The sequence below is a fragment of the Geobacillus sp. E263 genome, assembly GCF_007197795.1.
GTDB lineage: Bacteria > Bacillota > Bacilli > Bacillales > Anoxybacillaceae > Parageobacillus_B > Parageobacillus_B toebii.
Genome location: NZ_CP041632.1, coordinates 1,620,415 through 1,644,426, shown reverse-complemented (window position 1 = coordinate 1,644,426; position 24,012 = coordinate 1,620,415). Strand labels below are relative to the sequence as shown.

The 24,012-nt window shown below is 43.3% G+C and carries 28 protein-coding genes and 3 pseudogenes; 2 read left to right on the top strand and 29 right to left on the bottom strand.

Going from position 1 to position 24,012, the window contains the following annotated elements; all coding sequences use genetic code 11:
* Positions 1-675: 675 nt before the first annotated feature.
* The 8 genes and pseudogenes from FNL97_RS08590 to FNL97_RS18395 form a co-directional block, all read right to left on the bottom strand.
* Positions 676-1,281, bottom strand: coding sequence for a TetR/AcrR family transcriptional regulator (locus FNL97_RS08590; protein ID WP_062679169.1), 606 nt, complete (start codon positions 1,279-1,281; stop codon positions 676-678).
* A 54-nt stretch (positions 1,282-1,335) separates the two neighbouring features.
* Positions 1,336-1,521: pseudogene (locus FNL97_RS08585) on the bottom strand (thiolase family protein); the annotation flags it as partial.
* A gap of 80 nt (positions 1,522-1,601) precedes the next feature.
* Positions 1,602-2,003: a MaoC family dehydratase gene (locus FNL97_RS08580; protein WP_015863965.1), complete on the bottom strand. Its 402-nt coding sequence runs from the start codon at positions 2,001-2,003 to the stop codon at positions 1,602-1,604.
* Positions 2,000-2,449, bottom strand: coding sequence for a MaoC family dehydratase N-terminal domain-containing protein (locus FNL97_RS08575; protein WP_015863966.1), 450 nt, complete (start codon positions 2,447-2,449; stop codon positions 2,000-2,002). The genes FNL97_RS08580 and FNL97_RS08575 overlap by 4 nt, the downstream gene beginning before the upstream one ends.
* A 22-nt stretch (positions 2,450-2,471) precedes the next feature.
* Positions 2,472-3,236: a beta-ketoacyl-ACP reductase gene (locus FNL97_RS08570; protein ID WP_143415497.1), complete on the bottom strand. Its 765-nt coding sequence runs from the start codon at positions 3,234-3,236 to the stop codon at positions 2,472-2,474.
* A gap of 38 nt (positions 3,237-3,274) precedes the next feature.
* A pseudogene (locus FNL97_RS08565) lies at positions 3,275-3,457 on the bottom strand (acyl-CoA dehydrogenase family protein); the annotation flags it as partial.
* 254 nt (positions 3,458-3,711) lie between these two features.
* Positions 3,712-4,464: an NAD-dependent protein deacylase gene (locus FNL97_RS08560; protein WP_143415495.1), complete on the bottom strand. Its 753-nt coding sequence runs from the start codon at positions 4,462-4,464 to the stop codon at positions 3,712-3,714.
* Between the two features lie 45 nt (positions 4,465-4,509).
* Entirely contained in the window at positions 4,510-4,644 is a 135-nt protein-coding gene (locus FNL97_RS18395) for a hypothetical protein (protein ID WP_286173531.1), read from the bottom strand.
* A 407-nt stretch (positions 4,645-5,051) separates the two neighbouring features.
* Between FNL97_RS18395 and FNL97_RS08555 the strand changes: the two genes are divergently transcribed.
* Positions 5,052-6,473 (top strand): amino acid permease, encoded by a 1,422-nt coding sequence (locus tag FNL97_RS08555; RefSeq protein WP_143415493.1) that lies wholly within the window; start codon positions 5,052-5,054, stop codon positions 6,471-6,473.
* Between the two features lie 174 nt (positions 6,474-6,647).
* Here FNL97_RS08555 and FNL97_RS08550 read toward each other — a convergent pair whose 3' ends face one another.
* From FNL97_RS08550 to FNL97_RS08520, 7 genes are all read right to left on the bottom strand, one after another.
* Entirely contained in the window at positions 6,648-7,316 is a 669-nt protein-coding gene (locus FNL97_RS08550) for an HAD family hydrolase (RefSeq protein ID WP_015863971.1), read from the bottom strand.
* A 77-nt stretch (positions 7,317-7,393) separates the two neighbouring features.
* On the bottom strand, positions 7,394-7,855 hold the full coding sequence (locus tag FNL97_RS08545; RefSeq protein ID WP_143415491.1) for a GNAT family N-acetyltransferase: 462 nt from the start codon (positions 7,853-7,855) through the stop codon (positions 7,394-7,396).
* A 54-nt stretch (positions 7,856-7,909) separates the two neighbouring features.
* Positions 7,910-8,308, bottom strand: a complete 399-nt coding sequence (locus tag FNL97_RS08540) for a DUF350 domain-containing protein (protein ID WP_143415489.1) — start codon at positions 8,306-8,308, stop codon at positions 7,910-7,912.
* Between the two features lie 5 nt (positions 8,309-8,313).
* Entirely contained in the window at positions 8,314-9,591 is a 1,278-nt protein-coding gene (locus FNL97_RS08535) for a glutathionylspermidine synthase family protein (protein WP_143415487.1), read from the bottom strand.
* A gap of 2 nt (positions 9,592-9,593) precedes the next feature.
* A complete protein-coding gene (locus FNL97_RS08530; protein ID WP_062679167.1) occupies positions 9,594-9,923 on the bottom strand; it encodes a hypothetical protein in 330 nt (109 codons plus the stop codon).
* A complete protein-coding gene (locus tag FNL97_RS08525) occupies positions 9,920-10,381 on the bottom strand; it encodes a hypothetical protein (RefSeq protein WP_143416307.1) in 462 nt (153 codons plus the stop codon). Before FNL97_RS08525 ends, FNL97_RS08530 begins: the two co-directional genes overlap by 4 nt.
* Positions 10,382-10,519: 138 nt before the next feature.
* Positions 10,520-11,068 carry a GNAT family N-acetyltransferase gene (locus tag FNL97_RS08520; protein WP_143415485.1) on the bottom strand — a complete coding sequence of 183 codons (549 nt, stop codon included), beginning with the start codon at positions 11,066-11,068 and terminating at the stop codon, positions 10,520-10,522.
* 420 nt (positions 11,069-11,488) lie between these two features.
* On the opposite strand from FNL97_RS08520, the gene FNL97_RS08515 reads away from it, so the two are divergent.
* The gene (locus FNL97_RS08515) at positions 11,489-12,184 is read left to right on the top strand and encodes an LptM family lipoprotein (protein WP_015863978.1); all 696 of its coding nucleotides are present in this window, start codon (positions 11,489-11,491) and stop codon (positions 12,182-12,184) included.
* Positions 12,185-12,716: 532 nt separating this feature from the next.
* On the opposite strand, the gene FNL97_RS08510 is transcribed toward FNL97_RS08515, so the two are convergent.
* The 14 genes and pseudogenes from FNL97_RS08510 to FNL97_RS08445 form a co-directional block, all read right to left on the bottom strand.
* Positions 12,717-12,956, bottom strand: coding sequence for a transporter suffix domain-containing protein (locus tag FNL97_RS08510; RefSeq protein ID WP_015863979.1), 240 nt, complete (start codon positions 12,954-12,956; stop codon positions 12,717-12,719).
* Positions 12,957-13,353: 397 nt separating this feature from the next.
* On the bottom strand, positions 13,354-14,070 hold the full coding sequence (locus FNL97_RS08500; protein WP_286173530.1) for a transposase: 717 nt from the start codon (positions 14,068-14,070) through the stop codon (positions 13,354-13,356).
* Between the two features lie 65 nt (positions 14,071-14,135).
* The gene (locus tag FNL97_RS08495) at positions 14,136-14,564 is read right to left on the bottom strand and encodes a DUF5082 family protein (protein WP_286173529.1); all 429 of its coding nucleotides are present in this window, start codon (positions 14,562-14,564) and stop codon (positions 14,136-14,138) included.
* Between the two features lie 139 nt (positions 14,565-14,703).
* Positions 14,704-15,021 carry a hypothetical protein gene (locus FNL97_RS18390; RefSeq protein WP_041269676.1) on the bottom strand — a complete coding sequence of 106 codons (318 nt, stop codon included), beginning with the start codon at positions 15,019-15,021 and terminating at the stop codon, positions 14,704-14,706.
* Positions 14,993-15,547, bottom strand: coding sequence for an SSO2105 N-terminal domain-containing protein (locus FNL97_RS08490; protein WP_082798163.1), 555 nt, complete (start codon positions 15,545-15,547; stop codon positions 14,993-14,995). The genes FNL97_RS18390 and FNL97_RS08490 overlap by 29 nt, the downstream gene beginning before the upstream one ends.
* A 693-nt stretch (positions 15,548-16,240) precedes the next feature.
* Positions 16,241-16,444 (bottom strand): copper chaperone CopZ, encoded by a 204-nt coding sequence (copZ, locus tag FNL97_RS08485; RefSeq protein WP_015863983.1) that lies wholly within the window; start codon positions 16,442-16,444, stop codon positions 16,241-16,243.
* Positions 16,445-16,465: 21 nt separating this feature from the next.
* The gene (locus FNL97_RS08480) at positions 16,466-18,859 is read right to left on the bottom strand and encodes a heavy metal translocating P-type ATPase (protein WP_143415483.1); all 2,394 of its coding nucleotides are present in this window, start codon (positions 18,857-18,859) and stop codon (positions 16,466-16,468) included.
* A gap of 13 nt (positions 18,860-18,872) precedes the next feature.
* Complete coding sequence (locus tag FNL97_RS08475; protein WP_143415481.1) at positions 18,873-19,184, bottom strand: metal-sensing transcriptional repressor; 312 nt, start codon at positions 19,182-19,184, stop codon at positions 18,873-18,875.
* Positions 19,185-19,605: 421 nt separating this feature from the next.
* Positions 19,606-20,355 carry an oxygen-insensitive NADPH nitroreductase gene (gene nfsA / locus FNL97_RS08470; RefSeq protein WP_143415479.1) on the bottom strand — a complete coding sequence of 250 codons (750 nt, stop codon included), beginning with the start codon at positions 20,353-20,355 and terminating at the stop codon, positions 19,606-19,608.
* Between the two features lie 78 nt (positions 20,356-20,433).
* Entirely contained in the window at positions 20,434-21,072 is a 639-nt protein-coding gene (locus FNL97_RS08465) for an SdpI family protein (RefSeq protein ID WP_143415477.1), read from the bottom strand.
* Positions 21,069-21,341 carry an autorepressor SdpR family transcription factor gene (locus tag FNL97_RS08460; RefSeq protein ID WP_174525696.1) on the bottom strand — a complete coding sequence of 91 codons (273 nt, stop codon included), beginning with the start codon at positions 21,339-21,341 and terminating at the stop codon, positions 21,069-21,071. Before FNL97_RS08460 ends, FNL97_RS08465 begins: the two co-directional genes overlap by 4 nt.
* Before the next feature lie 143 nt (positions 21,342-21,484).
* On the bottom strand, positions 21,485-22,339 hold the full coding sequence (locus FNL97_RS08455; protein ID WP_143415475.1) for an MBL fold metallo-hydrolase: 855 nt from the start codon (positions 22,337-22,339) through the stop codon (positions 21,485-21,487).
* Positions 22,340-22,612: 273 nt separating this feature from the next.
* Positions 22,613-22,768, bottom strand: a pseudogene (locus FNL97_RS08450) (pirin-like C-terminal cupin domain-containing protein); the annotation flags it as partial.
* A 36-nt stretch (positions 22,769-22,804) separates the two neighbouring features.
* Positions 22,805-23,887 carry an RNA-guided endonuclease InsQ/TnpB family protein gene (locus FNL97_RS08445; RefSeq protein ID WP_015863580.1) on the bottom strand — a complete coding sequence of 361 codons (1,083 nt, stop codon included), beginning with the start codon at positions 23,885-23,887 and terminating at the stop codon, positions 22,805-22,807.
* Positions 23,888-24,012 lie beyond the last annotated feature (125 nt).

Here is a 24,012-nt window from a genome sequence, read left to right as displayed (position 1 = left end):
TTTTCATAATGCTAATTAGATTATATTCTTAAAAAACTGTACAGTCAAACGTTATACTGTTGATTTTTGTTTCAAATTCGTTTCAATCACTACATACGAATATATTCTGATTTTGGATTCATACAATGAAAAAAAACTAAAGAAAACCTTTAGGTCTAAAAACTAGCTCAACATTTTGATATGGAGATGGAGAGTCGACGTTTACAGTTCAGTAAAATTACCGTTCGACGATATTTTTATTACTTCACTAATGGGGTTCGATTTACTTCCAAGAGACATAAGGCGAATAGTGAATATTGTCTCATCTTTTACAACTCCATTTATTTTTTTATATACCTCGTGACATCTGTCCGTTTCAAAAAGCTCCACTAGTGCATTTAATGTTTATAGATATTTATAGGAGGTGATTTTCCATGTTTTGTCCTAGACCAGTTATATGTCCACCTAGATGTGTGGTGCGCGACTGTTTCATTCCTCGTGTAGTTCCTTATATCCATCCAGTTGTACATGTTAATCGTTACAATATCGTCAATGTTCCTAGACATATTTATAGACCTATCACAAGAAACGTAGTTGTTGACCCTGGATACCCTACTCATTGCTGCTAATCAACACGAATGCCCCACTTTTATCAAGTGGGGCGTTTTGTGTAGTAACTAAGAAGAAAAAAATGATTTACACATTAATATGTGTCGAATATTTTTCCTTCAATGATTCGCGATTTTTGATTCCGTTTAAAATCAGATCGACGTAAATGTCTGTCAGCGCTTCTTCCGATATTTCGCCATCCGGCTGAAACCAGTAATAGCTCCAGTTTGTAATGCCCAAAATGCCAAATGTAATCATATCCGGAGTCAGCATCGGCTTAAATTCCCCGCGGGCGATTCCCGCTTCGATCAACTGCTGGTAATGTTGTCGGAACGCCCGCCGCTTTGCTTTAATTTCTTGCAAATGATCTTCGTGCAAATGCCGCATTTCACGGAAGAAAATGCGTGCACTTTTCCGCCTTGCTTTAATATTGCGAATGAGCATATAGACGATTTCGTACAGTTTTTCCGTGCAGCTTTTCTCCGAATCTTGCAAAATGCGTTGTTGCTGCTCTAAAAGATCTTCTATATAGGAGATGCATATATCTTTTAGCAGCTCTTCTTTGCTTTTGAAGTAATAATAGAATGCACCTTTTGTCACTCCTATTGCTTCGACAATTTCTTGCACCGATGTTTCTTTAAACCCTTTGCGGTCGAATAGTTCAATGCTTGTTTCAATGATTTTTTCTTTCATATTGCCGATTCCTTTCATTATTTATTCTCGTTCGATAATGGTGGCGATTCCTTGCCCGCCGCCGCTTAACACATTGCCCATAATGACATCATCAACCATTTCCGGGCCGATATTTGCCCGCCTCATCGCTTCTTTTATCACTTCCGCACCAAAAATATGCGCTGGCACGGTCGCTAATGCACCACCTTGTCTGGCGATCGCCGTGCGGACGGCGGAAACAATGACCGCATCTCGTTTCATGTATGCCACTCCCATTCGTTTTTATAAAAATCTCGGTAACAAAAGGGTTTTATTGTTACCGGGATGGATGTTGCAACCAATTAATAGATAGAAAACACGACTTCTCCCTTTACGACTTCTTTTCCGTCTTGATTGATAGCCGCCACATCAAAGCGCAAAGCGTGATCCTCTTTTTCTTTCACCATCGCTTTTAACGTGACGACATCATTTAAAAACACCATGGATTTAAAGCGAACGGAATAGTCTTGCACAAATCCTTCTTCATAATAAGGGGTAAACAGTTTGGCAAGATTGCCCATCGTCCACATTCCATGGGCGATAATGCCCGGCAGCCCCGCTTTTTTCGCCTCTTCGTCAATCGTATGAATCGGGTTGTAGTCGCCGGAAGCACCGGCATATTTAATGAGATCGAGGCGGGAAACAGGCGAAAGCTTAACCTCCGGCAACGACTCTCCTACTTTCAATTCACTGATTTTCGTCATACAACCATCGCCTTTCTTACTGCTTCTGTAATAATAATTGTCGATGTGGACGTGAAAATAACGTTTCCGGAAGGGTCTTCCCCGTAATTCGTGATGACTAAAAATCCAAGCTCACCCATGCTGCTTTTCTTTTCATAGTAATCTTCCACTTTTGAATAGCAATACAATTCCTCGCCAACATAAAGCGGTCTTTCATAATGAAACCGTTGCTCGCCGTGAATAAGCCCTTTGCTTGGAAGCTTCAACTCTTCAATCACGCCATAGTCAAACACTCTTGGAAATGTCGGTGGAGCGATATTTGTTTTATATCGCGATTTTTTTCCCATTTCCTCGTCCCAGTAAATCGGATGCGGATCGCCGATCGCTTCGGCAAACTTTTTCACCGCTCCCCGCTCGACGACGTTTTTTACTTTATTGGAGCATTTTCCGATATGTTCGGCAAACATGCATCGCTTCCTCCTTATTCCGTTAACATTTTGGACCTCCGGCTACATATAGCACTTGGCCGTTAATAAAGGAAGATTTCTCATCGGCGAAGAACGCCACCGCCTGCGCGACATCTTCCGGCTTGCCGCTTCGTCCGACCGGAATGGCTGCAACGCTAGCTTGAATTAATTGTTCAAACGAAATGCCTAATCTTTCCGCTGTTGCTTTTGTCATATCCGTTTCAATAAATCCAGGAGCGACAGCGTTTGTTGTAATGCCGAATTTGCCCAATTCAATCGCCAATGTTTTTGTAAACCCTTGAATTCCAGCTTTCGCCGCCGCATAGTTCGCCTGTCCGCGGTTGCCAAGCGCGGAAGTGGAAGAAACATTAATAATGCGGCCGTACCGTTTTTCAACCATGTATTTTTGGACGGCGCGCGCGCAGTAAAACGCCCCTTTAAGGTGGACATCCATGACCGTGTCCCAGTCCTCATCCGTCATTTTAAACAACAAGTTATCGCGAATGACTCCGGCATTATTAACGAGAATATCAATCGAGCCAAATTGGTCAACGATTTCTTTTACCGTCGCCTCGACTTGTTCGCGATCGGTGACGCTTGCGACTTTTGCATATACTTCATAGCCTTTTTCGCGCAATTCGCTTGCAGTGGCCTGCAATGCTTCTTCATTTAAGTCAATGAACGCCACTTTCGCTCCTTCTTCGGCAAAACGCGTAACGATCGCCTTGCCAATTCCGCGGCTTCCTCCTGTAACGAATGCGACTCTTCCTGTAAATCTTTGACTCATGATTGCTTCCCCCTTTTATTCGATAACGCTTTCAACTTTTATAGAAATTGCCCCAATTTGACATGCCCTTTAAGCAGGTTTCTGGCAATAATCATGCGCTGAATTTCATCGGTGCCATCATAAATGCGCCAAAGTCTAGCCTCGCGGTACCAGAGCTCGATCGGCATTTCTTTCGTATAGCCCATGCCGCCGTGAATTTGCAGGACGCGGTCGACAATTCTTTTTCGACAAATTTGCGAATGCCCTTTTGCACCATCCGTTGTTCATCACTAAGGCGCAAATGCATCTTGTCCCCTCCATTTTTATCTGAATTTCTATATTCATGCATATACGTATTGCCGGAAATTATACCAACCAGTTGGTATGTTAATGTTATTATATTCTAAAATTTTAAAAAATACAATATATTTTGGATTTAAAAAATGATTTCTCACCAAGAAGGTGATAAAATAAGCAGATGCAGTTGAACCAATGTTCAACGAGCATCCGCGATATATTGCTGCACTTTGGCAACTGTTTCTCCGATTCCTGCATGAATAACAATGTCAAATAAATAATCCATTCTCGTCGGTGTTTTGTTAATGATAACTTTATGAGCACGAGGAGATTCTGTGGATACATAAAACGGGATTTGGTTGACAGGTGTTACTTCAAGGCTTGTTCCCATCGCAATCAACAAATCACTATCATATGCAGCTTCGAGCGCCTCTTCGAACCGATGAACCATTCCTCCAAACAAAACAACATCCGGTTTTAAAATTTCATTGCATGTTTCCTGCTCACACCGCGGTACATCATGGCTATTGATGAACGCTAAATCATACTTTGTTTGGCATTTCGGGCATGTTGCTGTTTGCAGCGTGCCGTGTAATTCAATGACGCGCGAACTGCCTGCTTTTTTGTGCAGTCCGTCAATATTTTGCGTCAAAATCGTCACCTTTTTCCCCATGTCTTCTAATTGTTTCAAAAAGAGATGTCCTTGATTTGGCGCAAAATTTCCCATTAACTTTAATGAAAAAATGCGTTTAAATTTATGCCAGAAATCGACAGGATGTGTTTCAAAATAATATTCAGAAATATAATGCTCGACGTTTCCCTCTTGAGCATAAATACCGTTTTCGCTTCGAAAATCTGGAATTCCCGATTCGGTGCTCATTCCCGCTCCGGTTAAAACAGTAATCTTGTCAGCACTATTGATCATTTGTGCGAACTCTTTGATAGCGTCCATGCTCTCTCTCCTTTCCTGAATCAAACTCTCCCACCACCATTTTATTTAGAGATGGGAGTTTCTTACCATCTCCACCGAAGAAGATTCTGCATAGAAAAGGCTGCCGCCTTCTACTTGATGCTGCATCGGAAGTCTTCTAAACATATTTTCGTTTTTATGCATCAAAAATTCCTGATTCATCTCCTGTCCCCTTCGTTTAGAGGTTAAAACGCAATGCCTTACAATAAGTATTGTACTCCCGATTTTTCTTTCCACAAGCAATATACTATTTTCTTCTGTCGGTGCCTCAATAAAAAAGCCCCCAAAAAGCGGGGACTTTTCTGAGTTCATTTTATGCTTTTTTTCATGAAAACAATAATAGAAACGATAAGAGAAATATTAGAGTCATGAAAAAAGCGAAAAATCTAATAAATCTCATTGGATAAATCGTCCTAAAAAAGTAGGCATTATTCGCAATTTATCAACTTTTTTACTTTACCATATTATCACTTTACCAAATTAAAATAATAGTATATGATGAATAAGTAAACAAAATTAGGATGAATCATAGATTCACATCAGACCTTGCATATAAGGGGGATTATACGATGTCAACAAAAAAATGGGGACTATGGATTTTAACCGCCTTTGTCGTCGGAAATATGATTGGCGGTGGCATATTTATGATTCCGGCAAGTCTAGCGCAAGTCGCAAGCCCGATGGGATCCGCTCTTGCCTGGATGGCAACCGGATTGGGAGTTTTAACGATTGCACTCGTGTTCGGTAGCTTAGTGACAAGAAAGCCAGAACTGAAAGCAGGACCACAAAGCTACGCGCAAGCAATGTTTTCCTCTCCGAAAGCGGGAACGGTAGCAGGCTACAGCATGGCGTGGGGATATTGGGCCGCGAACTGGGCGGCAACCGCGTCTGTCATTATCTCGTTTGCCGGCTATTTAAGCACGTTTTTCCCGATTATGCAAAGCAAACACGTCTTACTTACGATCGGAACGTTTCAATTAGAGACAGGAAAAGTGCTCACTTTTGCGGTTTGCACGATCGTGTTATGGGGAATTCAATGGATTCTTACCCGCGATTTTCAACGCGCAGGAAGCATTAATATTTTGACGACGGGAGCGAAAGTCATCGGATTTCTTCTTTATATTATCGCGACCGTTTGGGTGTTTAACGCCGCTAATTTAGGTGGCGGGTTTGCATTCACGAATGAAAAAGGGCAAGCGGTGTCCGTTCCAGGCCAAATAAACGGAGCGGCGATTACGATGCTATGGGCATTTATCGGCATCGAATCGGCCGTTATGCTTTCCAATCGCGCGAAGTCGCAAAAAGATGTGAAAAAAGCGACATTGCTTGGATTACTTATTTCTGTGCTTATTTATATGGGAATCACACTGTTAACGATGGGGGCTCTTTCACAAGAACAGCTCCAGCAATCGCAAAAACCGCTCGTAGATGCGCTATACGCTGTCATCGGCAGCAATGGCGCCTACATCATGGCAATTTTGGCGCTCATTTCGTTGTTCGGCTCAACGATCGGCTGGATTGTCGTCAGCTCAGAAGTGCCTTATCAAGCGGCAAAAGAAGGATTGTTCCCTACTTTCTTTGCGAAAACGAACCGAAACAGCAGCCCTGTTCGTTCTTTGTTCATTACGAATTTCATGACGCAAATTTTTCTATTTTCGACCGTATCGGGAACGGTGAACGAAGCGTACAATTTCGCGATTGTCGTTGCAACGCTCGCCTATTTAGTTCCGTATCTCGTTTCCGCTTTATATCAGCTGAAATTAATTATAACGGGAGAAACATATGAAAACGCGAAACACATTCGCATCCGAGACGGCATCATTACAACAGCGGCACTAGTGTACTCGATTTGGGTCATTAAAACCGGAACGGCTGACTGGTACACGTTTTTCTTAGGAATCGGCTTATTTGTCGCCGGGTTGGTATTATATCCATTCATCATGAAACCAAAATCGCTCGATCACAAATCGGTGGAATTAAAAGGCGCGTAAAGGGACCAAATCGCTGGTCCTTTTCGCTTCTATTTTCTTTCCGCCTGCACTTATCGTTGGATTATCCTTACTTTTCCGCTTCTTCAATATAATTCCAAAGAATCGGCTATACAAATTTCTCGAACAATAACGTTACTTTCTCCCAAACAAATTGTATTCGTTTCTTCTCTCCCTTTATTGTTGCTGAAGCGTTTCGATGATTCCTGGAATTTCTCTTAAATCTTCTATGACAAAATCTGCTTCCACAGACTCGTATGCCACATCCTTTTTCCAAATGGTTTTCATCCCTATATTCCGTGCCGCTTGAATGTCGTTGATTGGATGGTCGCCAACAAATACGCTTTCATTTGGCAGGACATTCAAATGATCCATCGCTTTTTGAAATAGTCGGGGATCTGGTTTACTAATTCCTTCCCATTCCGAGATAAGAATCGTATCAAAATAGCCTTCAATGCCTAACACCTTTATCGAATGCATTTGAAATTGTCCTTTTCCATTTGTGATGATTCCTAATTTCAATGACTTTCTTTTTAACTCTTCTAACATCCATACAAGGTGAGGAAACGGGGCACAGCTTTTGTGAAAATGATTCATATAATCTTCTAGTAAATCTTCCCACGTGATGCCAATAATCTCGAATTCTTTGACCATTTGTTGATATACAGCATCTTTCCAAACATACCCTCGATTATCTAATTCAATGAATCTAGCGATATACGATTCTTTCGGAATATGGCTTAACCATAACTGCAAGCGCTCATACTGGTATTCGATAAACTTTTGTATGGAAACGTCGCGATTTAGCAATGTGCCATCCAAATCAAAGATGACTGCCTTCATCATTATTGTTTTCCTTTCCAAATTATTTCGAATTGGAAGTGATGATTATAAACCGTTTCTCCAAAACGATGATTGGAAATCTATAGCCTTTTATAAACGATTTCTCTATAGGTAGAAAATCCTTGCTTCCGATAAAAATCTTTTGCTGCTTCGTTTTCTGTCCAATAATCTAATTCGACTAAATCGATTTCGTTATGGTTGGCAATACGATAAATTTCTTCCATTAACTTTGAACCATATCCTTTTTTTCTTTCGGTTTCTACGATACTGATTTGATGAACGTATATAGATTTATACGCCTTTCGAAAAGGAGTTTCTTGGTATTTTCTTATCTCTATCCAAGCATAGCCAATGGCTTCTTCATTATCCTCCAAAAGAAGAAAAATAAAGTTGTCTTTATTTATAATGCTTTGAAAAAATGCTTTCACCGCTTCATAAGCGTACTCTTTGAAATACTGCGGATACCGTTGAACATGCAAATCATGGACAGATCGATTTAATTTTGCAATTATGTCTGCATTAGTGGTTTGGATGATTTTCATCCCGTTCCCTCCTCATTTAGAAAAAGAACCCGAAACAAGCGTAACGGGCTCACTTTAATACGACATACTTCCCGCGACAATCAAGCCGACAATAATGGAAATGGCAAATAAACTGAAGCCGACCGCGAGATTGCCTTCCTCGACTTTTTTTGCTAAGTTGGTCTTTGGCGTGAAAATGTACTCGAGCGCAAAATACACGAGTATTTGCGTGATAATCCCGATCACGCCCCACACAATGGCATCAAGCAAACTGACGCTGTTGCTCCAGGCGGCGTAAATGACAATCGCCAATCCTAGCGCTTTTCCCCACAATTTCAGCGCTACCGCCATATTGCCTTGGCGAATGAGTTCCCGCTCGGAAAATTTCGTCGTTAAGCTGAATAAGCCGATTCCGACTCCCATCAGCACAAGCCCTAAAACGGTATAAAGCAGAAAATTCACCACATACGTCATTTTCTTCACCCTTTCATCATGACAGGTAAATAATAGGACAAGTTGTTTGTAATCATTCCTCCTGCACGCAGACCGATTCCAACCGCTTTTCCGTTTATTAAAAAACATGTGTGTAATCGTTTCACCGTTTCATATCCGTTTACCGTTTTGACAACGGTTTCGGGCAATGGAGCATATTGCTGATAAACAGGTGTTTCGTCCTTATATGTTTGCTGGCTGTCGACAGCGATTGGTTCACCGTTTCCGTTTTTGATGACTACCGTGTCTCCTTCGCGCCCGAACGCGGGTTTTTGTACATACATCGTTCGTTTTGTAAGGAAATACTCTTCATCTAAATACGTAGGAAGAAAATGTTCGGCAATCCATTGACGCTCCTCTTCCGTGAAAAACGGACTCCCTTCCTCATAAAGTCCCCATATGAGCGCCTGCACCGCTTTCGACTGAAGCAAAAACGCCGACGGCGGATTGATGAGGGCAACTTCCCGCTCCTTCCACAGTTCCAGCAGCTGTACTCCTACTTTCGTTCCATCCTCCGAGCGGTCTTCGACTAAATGCTCAAGCGGATATGTTTGACGATATAGCACATCGATCCGTCTTCCTTCCCCATCATACAATCCGCGCCGCAGCACACCGCCGCCACTTAGTGGAACATCCTCGGCAACAACGTGGAGCTCATGAAGCGACACATAGGCAGCCTCCATTCCGCTTATTCGCTGCAAATACCGAACCGTCTCGCGGTCTTCCATATGATCTTCATGGGAAGTAAACACAACATATGGCTCTCCATCGCAATGCAATAAACGGTATGACTGCCAAACGGCATGCCGGACCGCTTTGGTTACGTTTTTTGCCGCTCCTTCATTCGGTGAAGCCATGCGAAAGAAGGAAGCCACTTGCTCATTAATATCAAACGTTTCACGGATAAATGTTGGTGTATCCGCGTTCAATTCGATCAACTTAAACGTTCCGTCGACATATACGAGATCGGCACGTGCGATCACCGTTTCCGCCGGAAGTGTGGAAGCGCGCAAAAACGGAAGCGTATCTGGATGAAACCCTAACAGCCGTAGAGTTTCATCAGGCAATTGGCGCAACAGTTTGGCCGTTTTTCGATACAGATGGCCGATGCGGTCCGTTGTCGTTCGTATTTGCTCGACTTCCCGAGCTGTTAACGTATAGTAATCGAACAAAGCATATTCCGCGCCGTATAAGTCGGCCCAAAAATTGGGGATTGCCCCGTAAAATTGGGCGCGGCGCTGGCGGTGTTCTTCAATCGAATACATTGTTACCCTCCAAAAAAGCTGCCTTTTGTCCCTGAACCGATTCCGGATTTCGCCCTTGCCTTAAATTCCGCGCTCTGTTGATAACTTTTATATGCCGCAGAACGTTGCAGCTTGCGTTTCGACGGATAATAATGGCCTCCATAGTAATAATGGCGATAATGAGAGCTGTCATCATCGTCACAAACATACGTCCCCGTTGATGCATCCCACTCCCAATCGTCACAATCCTGATCATTAGGTTTCGGCGGCAAGCTTTCATCGCTGCAGGCAGTAAGTGAAGCGGTCATCAATGTCGTCAGCACGCCAACCATCATTTTTTTCGTCTTGTTCATCGGTCATTCTCTCCTTCTTCTATGACCAATCCTGTTGCAGTGACATAAAGAACATACACTTTACGGTCCTCGTCGATTTCCGAGCTGTCACGAAGCCATTCTTTCCCTTGAAAATACGTAAACGAATTGCCGATGTACGCCATCACATCAAGATGGGAAGGAAGCTCCAGCGTTGCAATCACGGGATGCCCATTCTCCGAATCGAGTTCGCGAACTTCCAGCAGTAAATCGTTGCTGTCGACTTCCGCTTCTTTCGGTCCCCGCTCATACTCCTCGATGTAAATGACAAACGTATCGTGTTCGAGCGCGGAAGAAACTTGCCGATACGTCACTCCATCTTTCACAAAGAACTCGCATTCGCGCCGGGCAATGATTTGCGGCAAATCTATCGATTCATAAAAATAAAGCAAGCGGTAGTTTTCCTCGCCAAGCCAGAGACGATACTCTAATCGATTCACCATATTCCCTGCCTTTCCAGATCTGATGCAACTACTAGTACGGATATAACAGGAATTTGGTTCCATTCTTCAATTAACGGTTCTTTTCAATAATTAGAAAAAATCTAAGAGATAAATAGGAAAATTGGGTAATTCTGGTCATTCTGAATCATTTGGATTCACGATAGCGAAGTGTAAATGATCTTCCCACCTTCCGTTAATCTTCACATTCTTCTTGGAAAGCCCCTCCTTATGGAATCCTGCTTTCTCCAAAACTCGAATCGATCCGATGTTATGTGGCATGACCCCTGCTTCAATTCTGTGCAACTTGAGAACTTCGAAGGCATAATCAACGACTAGGCGCACAGCTTCAGTAGTATAGCCATGTCCGTTGTGCGATTGATCTACATAATAGCCTAGCCAACATACCTGTAAAGGACCACGGACCACTTCAGTCAACTCAATGATGCCAATCAGTTCATCAGTACCGATGAGGAAAATGCCGAACGTGTATTGCTCGTCTCTTTCCATCTTCGCCAAGCTGGTTCGAATTCGATTTAACTGATATTCCTCCGTATAGAACTCCTCGGTCCTATCTGGCGTATACCGTTGCCAAAATTTTCGGTTTCTACGGTGCATCTCTGTCAACGGACCCACATCTGTATTCTTTAAAAATCGCAAATAGATTTTGTTTCCCACCAATTTCATCTTTCCTCATCCCTTCTTCACATATAAACACCACAGGAATCCTGTGATGGATGGGGTATCTCGTTTCATGGAAATCGGCATTAGAAATGACACTTGAATTGGTATGTAATTGACACTCCCATAAATTCTTTTCATTTTCTCATCTTCTAGATAGTTCAAACTTTCCCCTGCAAAAGTGAATAACTTTATTTGAAAAACCTTATAAAGACAAATAACATGCCGAATCGATTGCCAATTCGCACGCCATTTTGTGTGTCAAATGCCTGTTTTGCATCCCAAAACGGAATCAGTTACAAAGCGAGTAGGCTTTTTTATTTTTTGTAATCTGCTTTTGAAATATGGATTATTACTATAATTTAGGATATTATAAAAATATTGGTACAATTAACATTTTCATATACTTGAACAGGGGGAATCGTAATGAAAAAATTGCTATCACTTTTTGTTTTAATTTTATCCATAGGGTTGTTAAGTGGCTGTGTAAAAGGCGTATTTCATGTAAAAGTTAATAAGGATGGAAGTGCAGACTTAAATTATGATCTAGGATTTGAGAGTACTTTATTGGGGTTTGCTAGTTCAGATGGTCAAAATCCGATAGAGGAAATACGTAAACAAGCTGAAGAACAAGGATTTACAGTTGCTAACTACAAAGAGAACGGATATACAGGAATAAGAGCGAAGAAGCATGTTGATAAGTTAAATGATGTTCCTATTTTCTATACTATGGTGAACAGTAAAGACGAAAAACCTGTAAAAATTGAAAAAGACTTTTTTAGTACGCGATATGTATTGGATACACAACTCGATCTAAGTGATATGGCAATGGATTCAACTGAAGAAATGTCAAATATTAATAATGCTGTACTAAATCAAATGGATTTAAAATTCTTACTCGACCTTCCAGTGAAAGCAAAAAATCACAATGCCTCAGATGTAAAAAATGATGGCCAAACACTTGAATGGCAATTAATTCCTGGAGACAAAAACAAAATATATATGGAGGCTGTTGTACCAAATATAACGAATATTATCTTGTCAATTGTAGGTGGGTTGATCATTCTTGCTGGCATTTTATTTTTGGCACTTAAGAAAAAACATGATAGTGTTACTAAATAATTATAAGCCCCTCTCGAATGAGAAGGGCTTTGATATTTAACTATATACTCAGAAATTTCCCAACTGTAAATCACAATTAAGTAAATTAGTTAGATTGATGATTGAGATGTCAATTTTTTCGGACATAACAATATTAATCTCCAGTTCTCACTTTCCCCAGAAAGAAAAATTTGTTTATTATTACATCCGACCAAAATTGAAACCAAAAGAATTACAAATAAGAAAGTTTTTTTCATTGTAACTTTCCGTAAATCGATACTCTTATTTATTCTTCTTGTTTCGCTTTTATTCCTTTTTCAACTAAACTTGACCCGTTAGTGCCGTTAGTACAACAAAAAGGGGGCACTTCTTATTGCAATAAAGGTTCATTTCATAGCCTGATTTTTTCATGTTATCCCCAGTAAGTTTACATAATAATATTATTGAATACAACAACATCACTCGTGCAATAGACCAAATATAATCAAAATATCCGAAGAAAAGTTAATATTATTACAACTTTTCATAGACCACTACCTTCATAGCATTTAATCTATTCTTTTACTTTTCTCTTGAACAACCGCTTCTTATATTTTTGAATTGTTTCTTTGCCGACTAGCAGCGCTCCTAGCCAGAATAACGCTTCCGCCGTTACCAATGCCGCTCCGCCAATTGCCACTTTTATTGTGGTAGAAACGGGAAAAAACGGGATCACAAAAGGAACGAGAAATACAATCGTGGATAGAACAATGAGTATCCAACCGGTTCGCTTCGTTGCGATGTTCCGCCTCATAAATGGAATCCTCCCTCTAGAAATGTTGATCTATCAAGGCTTTTCGGCCTCTCAGGGGTGTCCAAAAAATATTTTTCGACAAAATCCCTTACATCCTTTTTCAGTTTTGTGGATATCTTACAGACCTAGGGTGCGCTTCGCGGCCATGGCTGGTTATATTTTCCTTCCGTGGGGAGAAGCGTATTCGATGCACCCTTTGGATCTCCGCGTCGCTGATGAGGACGAACCCTCCCATGTCTCCGGGCGTCTTCGCGCCAACATTCCCTCGTTCGGTCTCGTCATCAGGCGGAGGCCGGCCAAGCTCCTTTGGGGACTCAAGGTCGAATGGATAAAATCACGCCAGCTTCTCCGGTGTCATCTGGTTGTCCAACGATTCTTCCGTTCGCAGGGGGAGGCCTTAGGCCGCCCGTTGCACTTGGGACAAGACGTCCTGTTTCATTCGCTCCGCGTCAAAGGCTTGTTTCTTCGTACAAATCGCAAACAGCACATTCAACAGCTTCCGGCACAAGGCGACGATGGATTGCTTTCCGGTCAGCGGGTTGACGGATCGGGTCGTGTAATATTCATGCAGCTCGCGAAACGCCTCGTTATGCCGGATCAGCGGAATCATCGCCCGAAACAGCACCGAGCGCAGCCGTTTCCGTCCCCGTTTGGAGATGTGCTTTTGCCCTTTGCGCTGGCCGGAGGAGTTCTCCTTGAGCGTCAGGCCCGCCAACTTCACCAATTGGCGCGGGTCCCGATAATGGGCGAAGCTGCCGATCTCCGCCAACAGATCGATGATCGTGGCGTCTCCCAACCCGTCGACCGTTTTCAACCATTGATACTCCATCGTCGTTTGAACCAATGCCTTCAACTCGGCGTCCAGTGCGGCGATCTCCGCCTCCAATTGGCGGTATCGGCGGACGAGCGCGGCGATCTCAAACCGGGCCATCGTCGTCCCTTCCGTCACCCCAATGAATTCGCCGTTAAGTTCATCCAATTTCCTAACAACACCTAGCTCATTTCCTCCGGCTACAGAAGAAGGATAGGAAATACTTAACGCTTCCGTGGAGTTTTGCAGTTGACGAAGCTTTTTTTCTACCTGTGCAAATTGTATATGGATTTCACCGCTCAATTACAACTCTCCCCCTCTTTTTCAATCCGTTTCATCACTCTAAACAAACATAGAAGCATGAATAATTATTGCTCCGCTTGTTGTGCTTCTAGTTGCGCAATCATTTGTCTAATCAAATAAATTTCTTCTTTGATGTCATTTGCTTTAGATGAAAGCTGATCGAAAACTACTGAAAATTGTTGTTCAATAATATCTTGATAGGATTCCAACATATCTTCATTCCTTATTTGCTGGAACTTTTCCGCCTTCTTCCCGTTCCACGTGTTAGACGATAGTTCAGGATCCATTATAAAACGCTGATAAGCCTGGAACTCCGCCTGCGAACTCAACAACTTTGATTCACAATGGTAAACACGCTGTAACTCTTCTTCCTTCTTGCGCAATAAAGAGTAATAGTAAGCAAGGGTCATGCAATTGCCCTGGTTACTAAAATCTATAAAAATCGATTCATCGCGATGGAACCAGGAAACACCGCTTGCCGCTCGGATTCTCACCGAGTTCCATCAGGAAGGGAATTTCCCTTGTCATTCACCTGCTGTGAAAGACACCCCGTGGTTCGCTGTTAGCGACGGCACCTGTCGTGCACCATTCCTTCCATCGGTCAGTACACGACAATGATTTTAGCAACCAGGTTTACACCTCCCTGAGTTGAATTTGGTACTGGTTCAACCAGCAGAATTTGTGCAAGATGTTCCATAACGACCATTCATGCTCTTGTTTGAAATTCTCGATTTTGCGTAACATCATCGCGATATATTGGCGTTGTTTCTTGCCGCTTTTCGATTGCTTATAGGATTCTTCCATCGACCCTAAAACGGCAATCAAATGGCGTTTCACTTTCGTTTTTATGATGTCAATGAGTTCTTTTGGCAACCGCTCCTGATGCCCTAACCCCCGTCTGCCAATCACCAAAGCGGCGCTTTCATGAACGGATAACCCATACTTTTTCATATAACTGATTCGAGCGCAAATCTTTCCATTCTTCGTTCGTGATTTTTCCTTTCAAGCGCTTATAAAAGTTCTCTTTTCCACCAAAAATCACACGTGGAATCGTTCCTTGGTCGAGATGGTGCTTTAGCTCGGCTTCTTTCGCTTTGAGCTTTTCTAACCGCTGGTGCAATCCACGTAGACATGTTTGAAGATCAATGTTTTTCGGTGTTTTTCTTCCATGTTGATACTCATCGATTTTCTTTTCGGTTTTTTCGATTTTCGCCTGCACATCCTCCAAGCGCATTGGGAGCAGCTCACGTTGAGAAGAAATCAGTGATTGAACAAGCAAGACCGCGTCTTCGGCGTACCGTTTGTTGAGCTGAAATTGGTGTGGAAGGTGCTTGATGATGTCTTTGGCGTTCCTTCCCTCCAGCAAACGGTTGAACGCGTATCGCTTCGCGGAACCAAAAACGCGCATCAACTCATCTAATGAACGAAGTTGTAATTCATCATGAGAAACGATTTTCATCCCCCGAACCGTTTTCATCCCCTTGCCTTCCCCCTTGTTTGGACCCTTAAGAACATATATTCGCTAAATCTTCTTCCTTTCCTTTTTACATGAGGAAGGGGGAGATGATTTTTTATGATAAGACAGGGGACGATAGAAAAAGATGGAGAACATTCGCCACGTCCAATAACAGGAAATATTTACATGATTTCATACATTTTTATAGATGTTTAACAAAATGCTTATACCTCCTACATTAGTAAAACTCCTACTTTTAGTAGGTAACCAGATTTACTATATCATGGAAATATACCCACAAAAAGAGAGGAAAGGTGGATTCCTTTCCTTTTTATTTAAGGACTTTGAGACTAATAAATGTGTTTAGTTATTATTTTTTATGTCTACAGCTTGCAAAAAATTAATACTATTATCCCTTACATTATTGATGGACAACGCGATTGCGCACAAGAAAACCATACAGCAAGCCACTTCAGCTACATATTGCATGTTTCTTCACATATACCAACGCTGTAACCTGTCAAATCAGTGAAAATGCGATGGCAATTCTTGTGCATTTTGACAAAGAGATATTGGTATCCTTTCTCATGATGTTTTTGTAAGAAAATGATCACCAAAAAGTGGATTCGAACTATTTGGATATGCTCCTTTCGATAAGAAAACAATTTTTGGAAGAAAAATAATGACCTCCCCTAGAAAAAGGGAGGCCTTCGTTTATTCCACATCATACCCTTGTTCTTCAACAGCTTCTTTCAATTGGGCGATGCTGACTTTCGTTTCATCGAAATCGACATCGACCGTGCCTTTTTCCAAATGTACTTCGACGCGGTTGACTCCTTCTAACTCTTGAAGAGCGTTTGTGACAGCCATTTTACAATGGTTGCATGTCATTCCTTGTACTTGTAATGTTGTTGTCATGATGTATTCCTCCTTATGTTTTTATAGTTTCACTCGCTTCAAGCGAAGTGCGTTCGTTACTACCGATACGGAGCTAAACGCCATCGCCGCTCCGGCGATCCAAGGTTCCAACAGTCCAGCGGCGGCAACCGGGATGCCGATCGTATTGTAAAACAGCGCCCAAAACAAGTTTTGCCGAATATTTGTCATCGTTTTACGGCTAAGCTCGATCGCTTTCGGAATATGCGATAAATCGCCGCCAACTAATGTGACATCGGCCGTTTCGATGGCGACATCCGTTCCCGTGCCGATTGCCATGCCGATATCGGCTTTTGCCAACGCCGGAGCGTCATTAATGCCGTCGCCGACCATGGCCACCCGTTTCCCTTCCCGCTGCAGTGTTTCGACAATGTTTGCTTTGTCCTCCGGAAGCACTTCGGCGTATACACGATCGATGCCCGCTTGTTTGGCAATCGCTTTTGCCGTCCGTTCATTGTCGCCTGTGACCATGTAGACGTCAAGCCCCATTTGTTTTAATGCTTGAATCGCCTCTTTGGCATTTTCTTTGATCGCATCAGCGACGGCGATGATGCCGGCAAGCTGTCCATCAATGGCCACGAACATCGCTGTTTTTCCTTCTATTTCTAATTGTATCATTTTTTCTTCATGTCGAGAAATGTCGATGTTGTTTTCTTTCATTAGTTTTCTCGTTCCAACGAGAACACGTTTGCCATCGATTTTCGCTTCAATACCGTGGCCCGCAAGCGCCGCGAAGTGCTCAAGCGGCTTCACAGCGATTTGTTGCTGTTTGCCGTATTCGAAAATCGCCTGCGCGAGCGGATGTTCCGAAGCGCTTTCCGCCGACACCGCAAAATTAAGCATTCCTTCTTGAAATTCAAGGACATCCGTCACTTGTGGCTTTCCTTTTGTCACCGTTCCTGTTTTATCCAATAGCACCGCGTTGATTTTATGCGTTTCTTCTAAGTACTCACCCCCTTTAAAGAGGATGCCGTGTTCCGCTCCTTTTCCGGTGCCGACCATGATCGATGTCGGCGTAGCAAGACCGAGAGCGCACGGACAAGCGATGACAAGCACGCTAATCGCCACTTCCAACGCTTTTGGCAAATCGCCCGGTGCAACAAAAAAGTACCAGACAATAAACGCCAACACAGCAATACCAACAACAATCGGCACAAAAATTCCCGAGATAACATCGGCCATCCGTTGAATCGGCGCTTTCGAACCTTGAGCTTCTTCGACGATTTTCACGATATTCGCTAAAGCTGTGTCTTTTCCGACCTTTTCCGCCCGAATCGTAAGAGTGCCTGTCGTGTTGATCGTTGCGCCAATGACGCGGTCGCCTTCTTTTTTATCAACCGGAATCGATTCCCCTGTAATCATCGACTCATCGACAGCGGACGCTCCCGCAATCACGATACCGTCTACCGGTATTTTTTCGCCTGGTTTGACGATAATCGTGTCACCGACTGCCACTTGTTCGAGCGGAACTTTGACTTCTTTTCCGTCGCGAAGCACGAGCGCTTCTTTTGCCTGCAAACTTAAGAGCTTTGAAATCGCTTCGGTCGTCCGCCCTTTTGCCCGCGCTTCGAAGTATTTGCCGACAAGCACAAGCGTGATAAGCACCGCGCTTGTTTCAAAATATAAATTTGGCATATAGTGAGGGCTTCCAATCGTTTTAGCCGCTTCCACCAAGCTGTAAAAGTAAGCGGCAGACGTGCCGAGCGCGACAAGGACGTCCATGTTCGCACTCTTGTTTCTTAGCGCGCGATACGCACCGACATAGAAAGGACCGCCGATATAAAACTGGACAGGTGTCGCTAACAGAAGCTGCACCCACGGATTCATCAGCCAAGCGGGCATCGGCAGACCAAGATCAAACGGAAGATGCGCAATCATCGTATATAGAAGCGGAAGCGATAAAATAATCGAAATCATAAGCTGCCGCTGTTTTTGTTTCAACTGTTCTTCTTTGAACCCCGCGCTCTCTTCTTCCTTCCGCACTTGTCCTTTATAGCCAAGTTTTTTTATTTTTTCTAATATCGCTTCGACCGATGTGATGCCTTCTTTATATTCCACAACCGCACTGTTGGTTGCTAAGTTGACCGTAGCACTTTCCACGCCTTCCATGCGCCGCAGTCCCTTTTCGATGCGAGCCGCACAAGCAGCGCACGTCATCCCTTCAATATCGAGCATCACTTTTTCGATCGCAACGCCGTATCCGAGCTTTTCAATTTTGGCTTGAATGTCGTGAAGACTGTGCTTTGCGGGATCGTATTCAATCGTTGCTTTTTCCATTGCTAAATTGACGTTCGCCTCGACTCCGTCCATTTTATTGAGCACTTTCTCGATGCGGCTCGAGCATGCGGCGCACGTCATGCCGGTAATATGCAACGTAACATGCTTTTTCTCACCCATGGTGCTTCCTCCTCTATTTCGAGAACTGCTGGATAACGGTCATTAATTCTTGTATCGATTCGTCACCGTTGCCTTCGCGAATCGCCTTGGCGACGCAATGACGAACGTGTCGCTCTAGCAAATTCAAACCGACTTTATGCAACGCTGCTTCAATTGCGGAAATTTGGATTAAAATATCGATGCAATAGCGATTGTCTTCAACCATTTTTTGCACGCCGCGCACTTGTCCTTCAATGCGTTTTAGGCGTTTGATAATGTTTTCAATTTCCTCTTCCGTCCGCGGAACCATTTTTGGATTGAGCTGATTCTCTTCACGATGATTCATGAATTTCACCTCATTCCATTGTTCTATATACATTATACCGGTAATGGGTATAAATAACAATTGAAATGCATTAATCTTTTTCTAGCATAAAACTCCTTTAGTTGCTTCGCCATTATGCAAGAATGAACCGCTGATCCTTGATAATCAGCGATACATTACAATTGCATGGCTGTTCCTTTTTAATAAAGAAAAATCGTTCCCTTCACTATGTAACAAAGCCGGCATTGACTTTATCTCCTGCTTTCTACGGCTGTTAATTAATCTCGATGCCGAAAAAGGAGATCACAAAAGGACAAATAATAAGGAAAGCGCGAAGCCCTCGAGATAAATATGCATAAAAAACATTCATTTGTTTCATGCCAATAGACTGACAATAATTGTTTCTTTTTTCAAAAAAAACCCGCTTCGAAACGAAGCGAGACTAACGTAAATTAAAACCTTTTCCTTCAATAAATTCTTTCATATACATGCGCACCGGGTTGCTGAGCATGTTCGCCATCTGCCCGGTCCATGTATCGCGGCGTTTGCCGTTTGTCCGCTTTTCGTAATACGCGGAAACGATATCGTTATATTGTTTCAGCTGTGCTTCGAATTTGGAGCGGTCTTGCTCATACGTTTCTTCATGGTATACGTGTTCAAACGGCAGACGCGGTTTTTTGCCAGGCTGCTGCGCCGGGTAGCCGACGGCAAGCCCGAAGAGCGGAATGACCCGCTTCGGCACTTTGAGCAGCTTGCACACTTCCGGCAAGTTGTTGCGCAGCCCGCCGATATAGCAAATGCCAAGCCCCATCGATTCTGCGGCGATGGCCGCGTTTTGCGCCGCCAACGCTGCATCAATAAGCGCGACCATAAATTTTTCCGTGCTCTCAAGTGATGGCAGCACCTCTTTCTGTTCCATTTCGCCAATCACTTCATGACGGTGAAAATCGGCGCAAAACACAAAGAAATGGCCATTATGCTCGACATAAGATTGATTTCCCGCGATTTGGGCAAGCTTCCGTTTCGTTTCTTTATCTTTCACCCCAATGATGGAATAAGCTTGTACGTAACTTGATGTCGATGCCGCTTGCGCGCACTCGACGATCGTGCGAATTTGTTCATCCGATAACGGACGATCTTCAAATTTCCGAATCGAACGGTGCCGCAAAATTGTTTCGATGACTGAATTCACAGTAAATGCCTCCTATACAATAGATTGAATAGCTTTGTATTCTATCATATCAAAATCAAAAATGATTGACACTCGTCTCTATATCTGCGTTACTTTTTTATACGCGAAATAAGAATACACAATCGGCACAACCGCGATAAAGGCAATGGATGAAATGAGAAGAAAGCCGCGAATCGATGAAGGCATAAAAGCGGAAACGATGAGCATCCCTCCCCCGATGAAAAACACTTTGCCGCCAAACCGGTGCGTCCGCGCCCAAACGGTCTCGTTCGCCAGCGTCCACGGCGTGCGGATGCCGATGAAATAATTCGCTTTAACTTTTGGCATATAGTTTCCGAGAATGATAAAAAGCAGACCTAACCCTATATTTACAATCCAATCCATATTGACATCATAACCAAGACCGCTAAAAATAACGGCGATGTGAATGACGACGAAAAACGTTAATGACGCGTTCATAAAAACACGATACGCTCCTGCAAATTTTTCATAATTCTCTTTGCGCGGATCGATTTTCGACACCCCAAACAATATCCCATAAATCCATGTCAAGAAAATCGGCCCAAATAAAACGGCGAAAAGTTTTGATGCATAGCCATCCACTTCCCCCGAAAAGTTCCAATGAATCGGAACTTCCTCCGGCAGCCGCGGATATGCCCATAAGGAAATCCCCACACTAATGATGCTCAACAAGAAAAAATACCAATGCTTTTTCATTCCCTCTTCCCCTTTCCTTCTTGCAAAGATAAAATCCAAGCAAGTACATCTTGCAACACCGTTGTGTTGATGGAGTAATAGATGTACTGCCCGTCTTTTTCAGCGTGCACTAAATCCGCCTGCTTTAACAAATTTAGATGATGGGAAATGCTCGGTTTGGAAATGCGGAAATGATCGGCGATTTCCCCTGCTGTTAAATCCTTGTTCCTTAACAGGTTGAGAATGTCTCTTCTCGTCGGATCGGCTAGCGCTTTATAAACAAGGTTCATTTTCATATACGTTCACCGTGCTTATTTTGTTATTTAGAAAATTATCTAATTATTTAATTACATTATATAAAATATTCAGTTTTCTGTTAATAACCTGAGAAAACAAAAAGAGAACACCATGTGTCCTCTCCATCAACGAAAAACTATACTTCTACCATCATCGTATCATAGGCGATTTCGATGGACAGCCCTTGTTTTTGCAACTGTTTTTCTATTTCTTTGAGATCATCAAAGCCTAATCTGTTCATTTCTTCGACATGAGTCAATATAGTTTTCTTCGCCTTTAATTTGTGAATAATATTCAATGTTTCTGCAAATGTTGCTTCTATTTTCAATATAGGGTGATGTTCAGGCAGCAGCCGTTCCACTGTCAGCGGATGAAGCTCAAAAATGCCGATCGGTAAAACCGCAACATCTACTTCCTGTACTTCCCGTGGAGGATCCCAATTATTCAGCTCATCCATCGCAATCAGCACCCGCTTCTCCCCTTCTGAAAATAAAAACGCATACACGTAGTCTTCGGCTAAGCGGAACGGGCGAATCTCCACTCCTTCTATCAATACGCTATCCCCATCTTGCAGCGTATGAAGGCGGATGTATTTCATCTTTTCGAGGAAAGAGAGATGTTCGCCGCTGCCGAGGCGGTGCTGAAAATCGATGGCGACCTGCTGCGGCAAGTAGACATCCGTCGTCGTGGAAGCAGGAGGATAATTCCGAAAATCGGCATTGATGGACTCCAGCACCCGCCTTCCCATCACGTGATCAGGATGCCAATGCGAGTAAAACACCGCGTTGATTTGTTTAATTTTAGAACGATTCATCTGCATATAAATATCTTCCGGCGTATCGATTAAGACGTCCGGACCGTGCACAAACAGGCTTGGACCGCTGCGGCTGTAAGGGATTCCTTTCACGCGCGCCTCGACGCATACGCGGCATTGGCAAAGCGGACGCGGAATCGTCACCGCTCCGCCTGTTCCTAAAAATTCAATTTTCATATCCTTCCCTCGCTTCTGTCATTATTCAGAAACAACACCGTATTTGTCTCCGTCTAACAAAATGTGATACGTTTGCTCACCGATGCTATGATGATCCGTTGTTTTTTGTTCGCCGCAAACATCTCCATCCGAAAATTGCAGATATGGATTGGTTTATCGCTCATAATAAATAACTCGCTTTGTTTCCCAAAAACAATTGTATCTATTTAGTATGAATTTTTTTAAATAATCAAACTATAAAAAAGCGCTCCACATCGGAACGCTTTTTTACAGTTACTCGGCAAATTTTCCTTCTTGATAATCGCGGATCGCCTGGCGGATTTCTTCCTGCGTGTTCATCACAAACGGTCCGTAAGCGACAACCGGCTCGTTAATTGGCTCACCGGCATAAAGGAGGAGGCGCAGTTTTTCTTTGGCGGTGACAGTCAACTACCCAACGGCTAAAGTCGTGGGCTTGCAACTAGCCTAATTGGCTGCCGCGTTCGGCTGGTTGACAGCAGCCCTGCGGATGTTTTCCGCAGCCACGTTGTCGGCAGGGGCAGCGTACCCACAAGCTCGACAACAAAACTGATCCCTTGACGGTCTGTTTTCTTTGGCCACATGTCCGCAAACCGGACAGGTGCGGGAAGTATTTTTTGGATGAACCAATACCACCGGCACGCCAGCGATCGCCGCTTTATACTCAATAAACTTTCTCAACTGATAAAAAGACCAAGAAGAGTGTTGACGACGCTGTTGCTTTTTAACCGTTTTCTCGGTGCGTTGGCGGATGCCCTTTAAATCTTCAAGGGCAATGCCGCATCCGAGTGCCTTTGCCTTTTCAACAATCTTCTTGCTAATGCAGTGGTTCACATCACGGGCAAATAGTTTTTCCTTCTTGGAACGCTTTTTAAGCAGGCGTTTCGCTGACTTGGTGCCTTTCTTTTGGAGTTTGGCGCGAAGTTTCGCATGGCGGCGGCGCAGCCCGTTGACCTTCGAGCCGGAAAATACCTCACCGGTGCTATCGACGGCGATATTAATGATGCCAAGGTCCACACCGATAAATCCGTTTTCGGAATTGGGCTGGCCTTCGGGAACGTCCACCACGAGCAGTAAATAAAAAATACCGTTTTGAAGGACTAAATCGGCTTGACCCCGAACACGGTTGCCGCACAGCAAACCTTGATGGTAGCGGCTAATGACCATAGGGATTTCCATTCTTCCTTGCAAGGTAAGGATGGAAGCATACTCTAACCCTTTAAAGGACAGGATTCTTTCATCATACACGATGGCACCGGTTTCTTTAAAGTTATGCAAGGTTTTTTTATCCAAACGATAGCTTTCCGACACTTTGCCGATGGCACGAACGGTCATTTGGGCAGAGAGGCCAAATTTTTCCCTGACGTCATAGTAGCAAAGCCGCTGGATTTTCGTTTTGGAAAAGGTTCTGGAGCGAAAAGCAATCTCGCTAATATAGTTGCATGCTTGGTTAAACCGTTTCATTGTTTCCAGCAGCGCATGAAACTGTTCAAGAGTTGGCATTAATTTAATCTTGAGAGTGCAGAGCATTCTTGATTCACCTACCTTTCTAAATCCAGTGTACTTATATTGAACGAAAAATTCAGTATATACTGAAAATATAAACCCCGCCTTCCTCCCACAGCTAAAGCAGTGGGCTTCCGGCGGATGTTCTC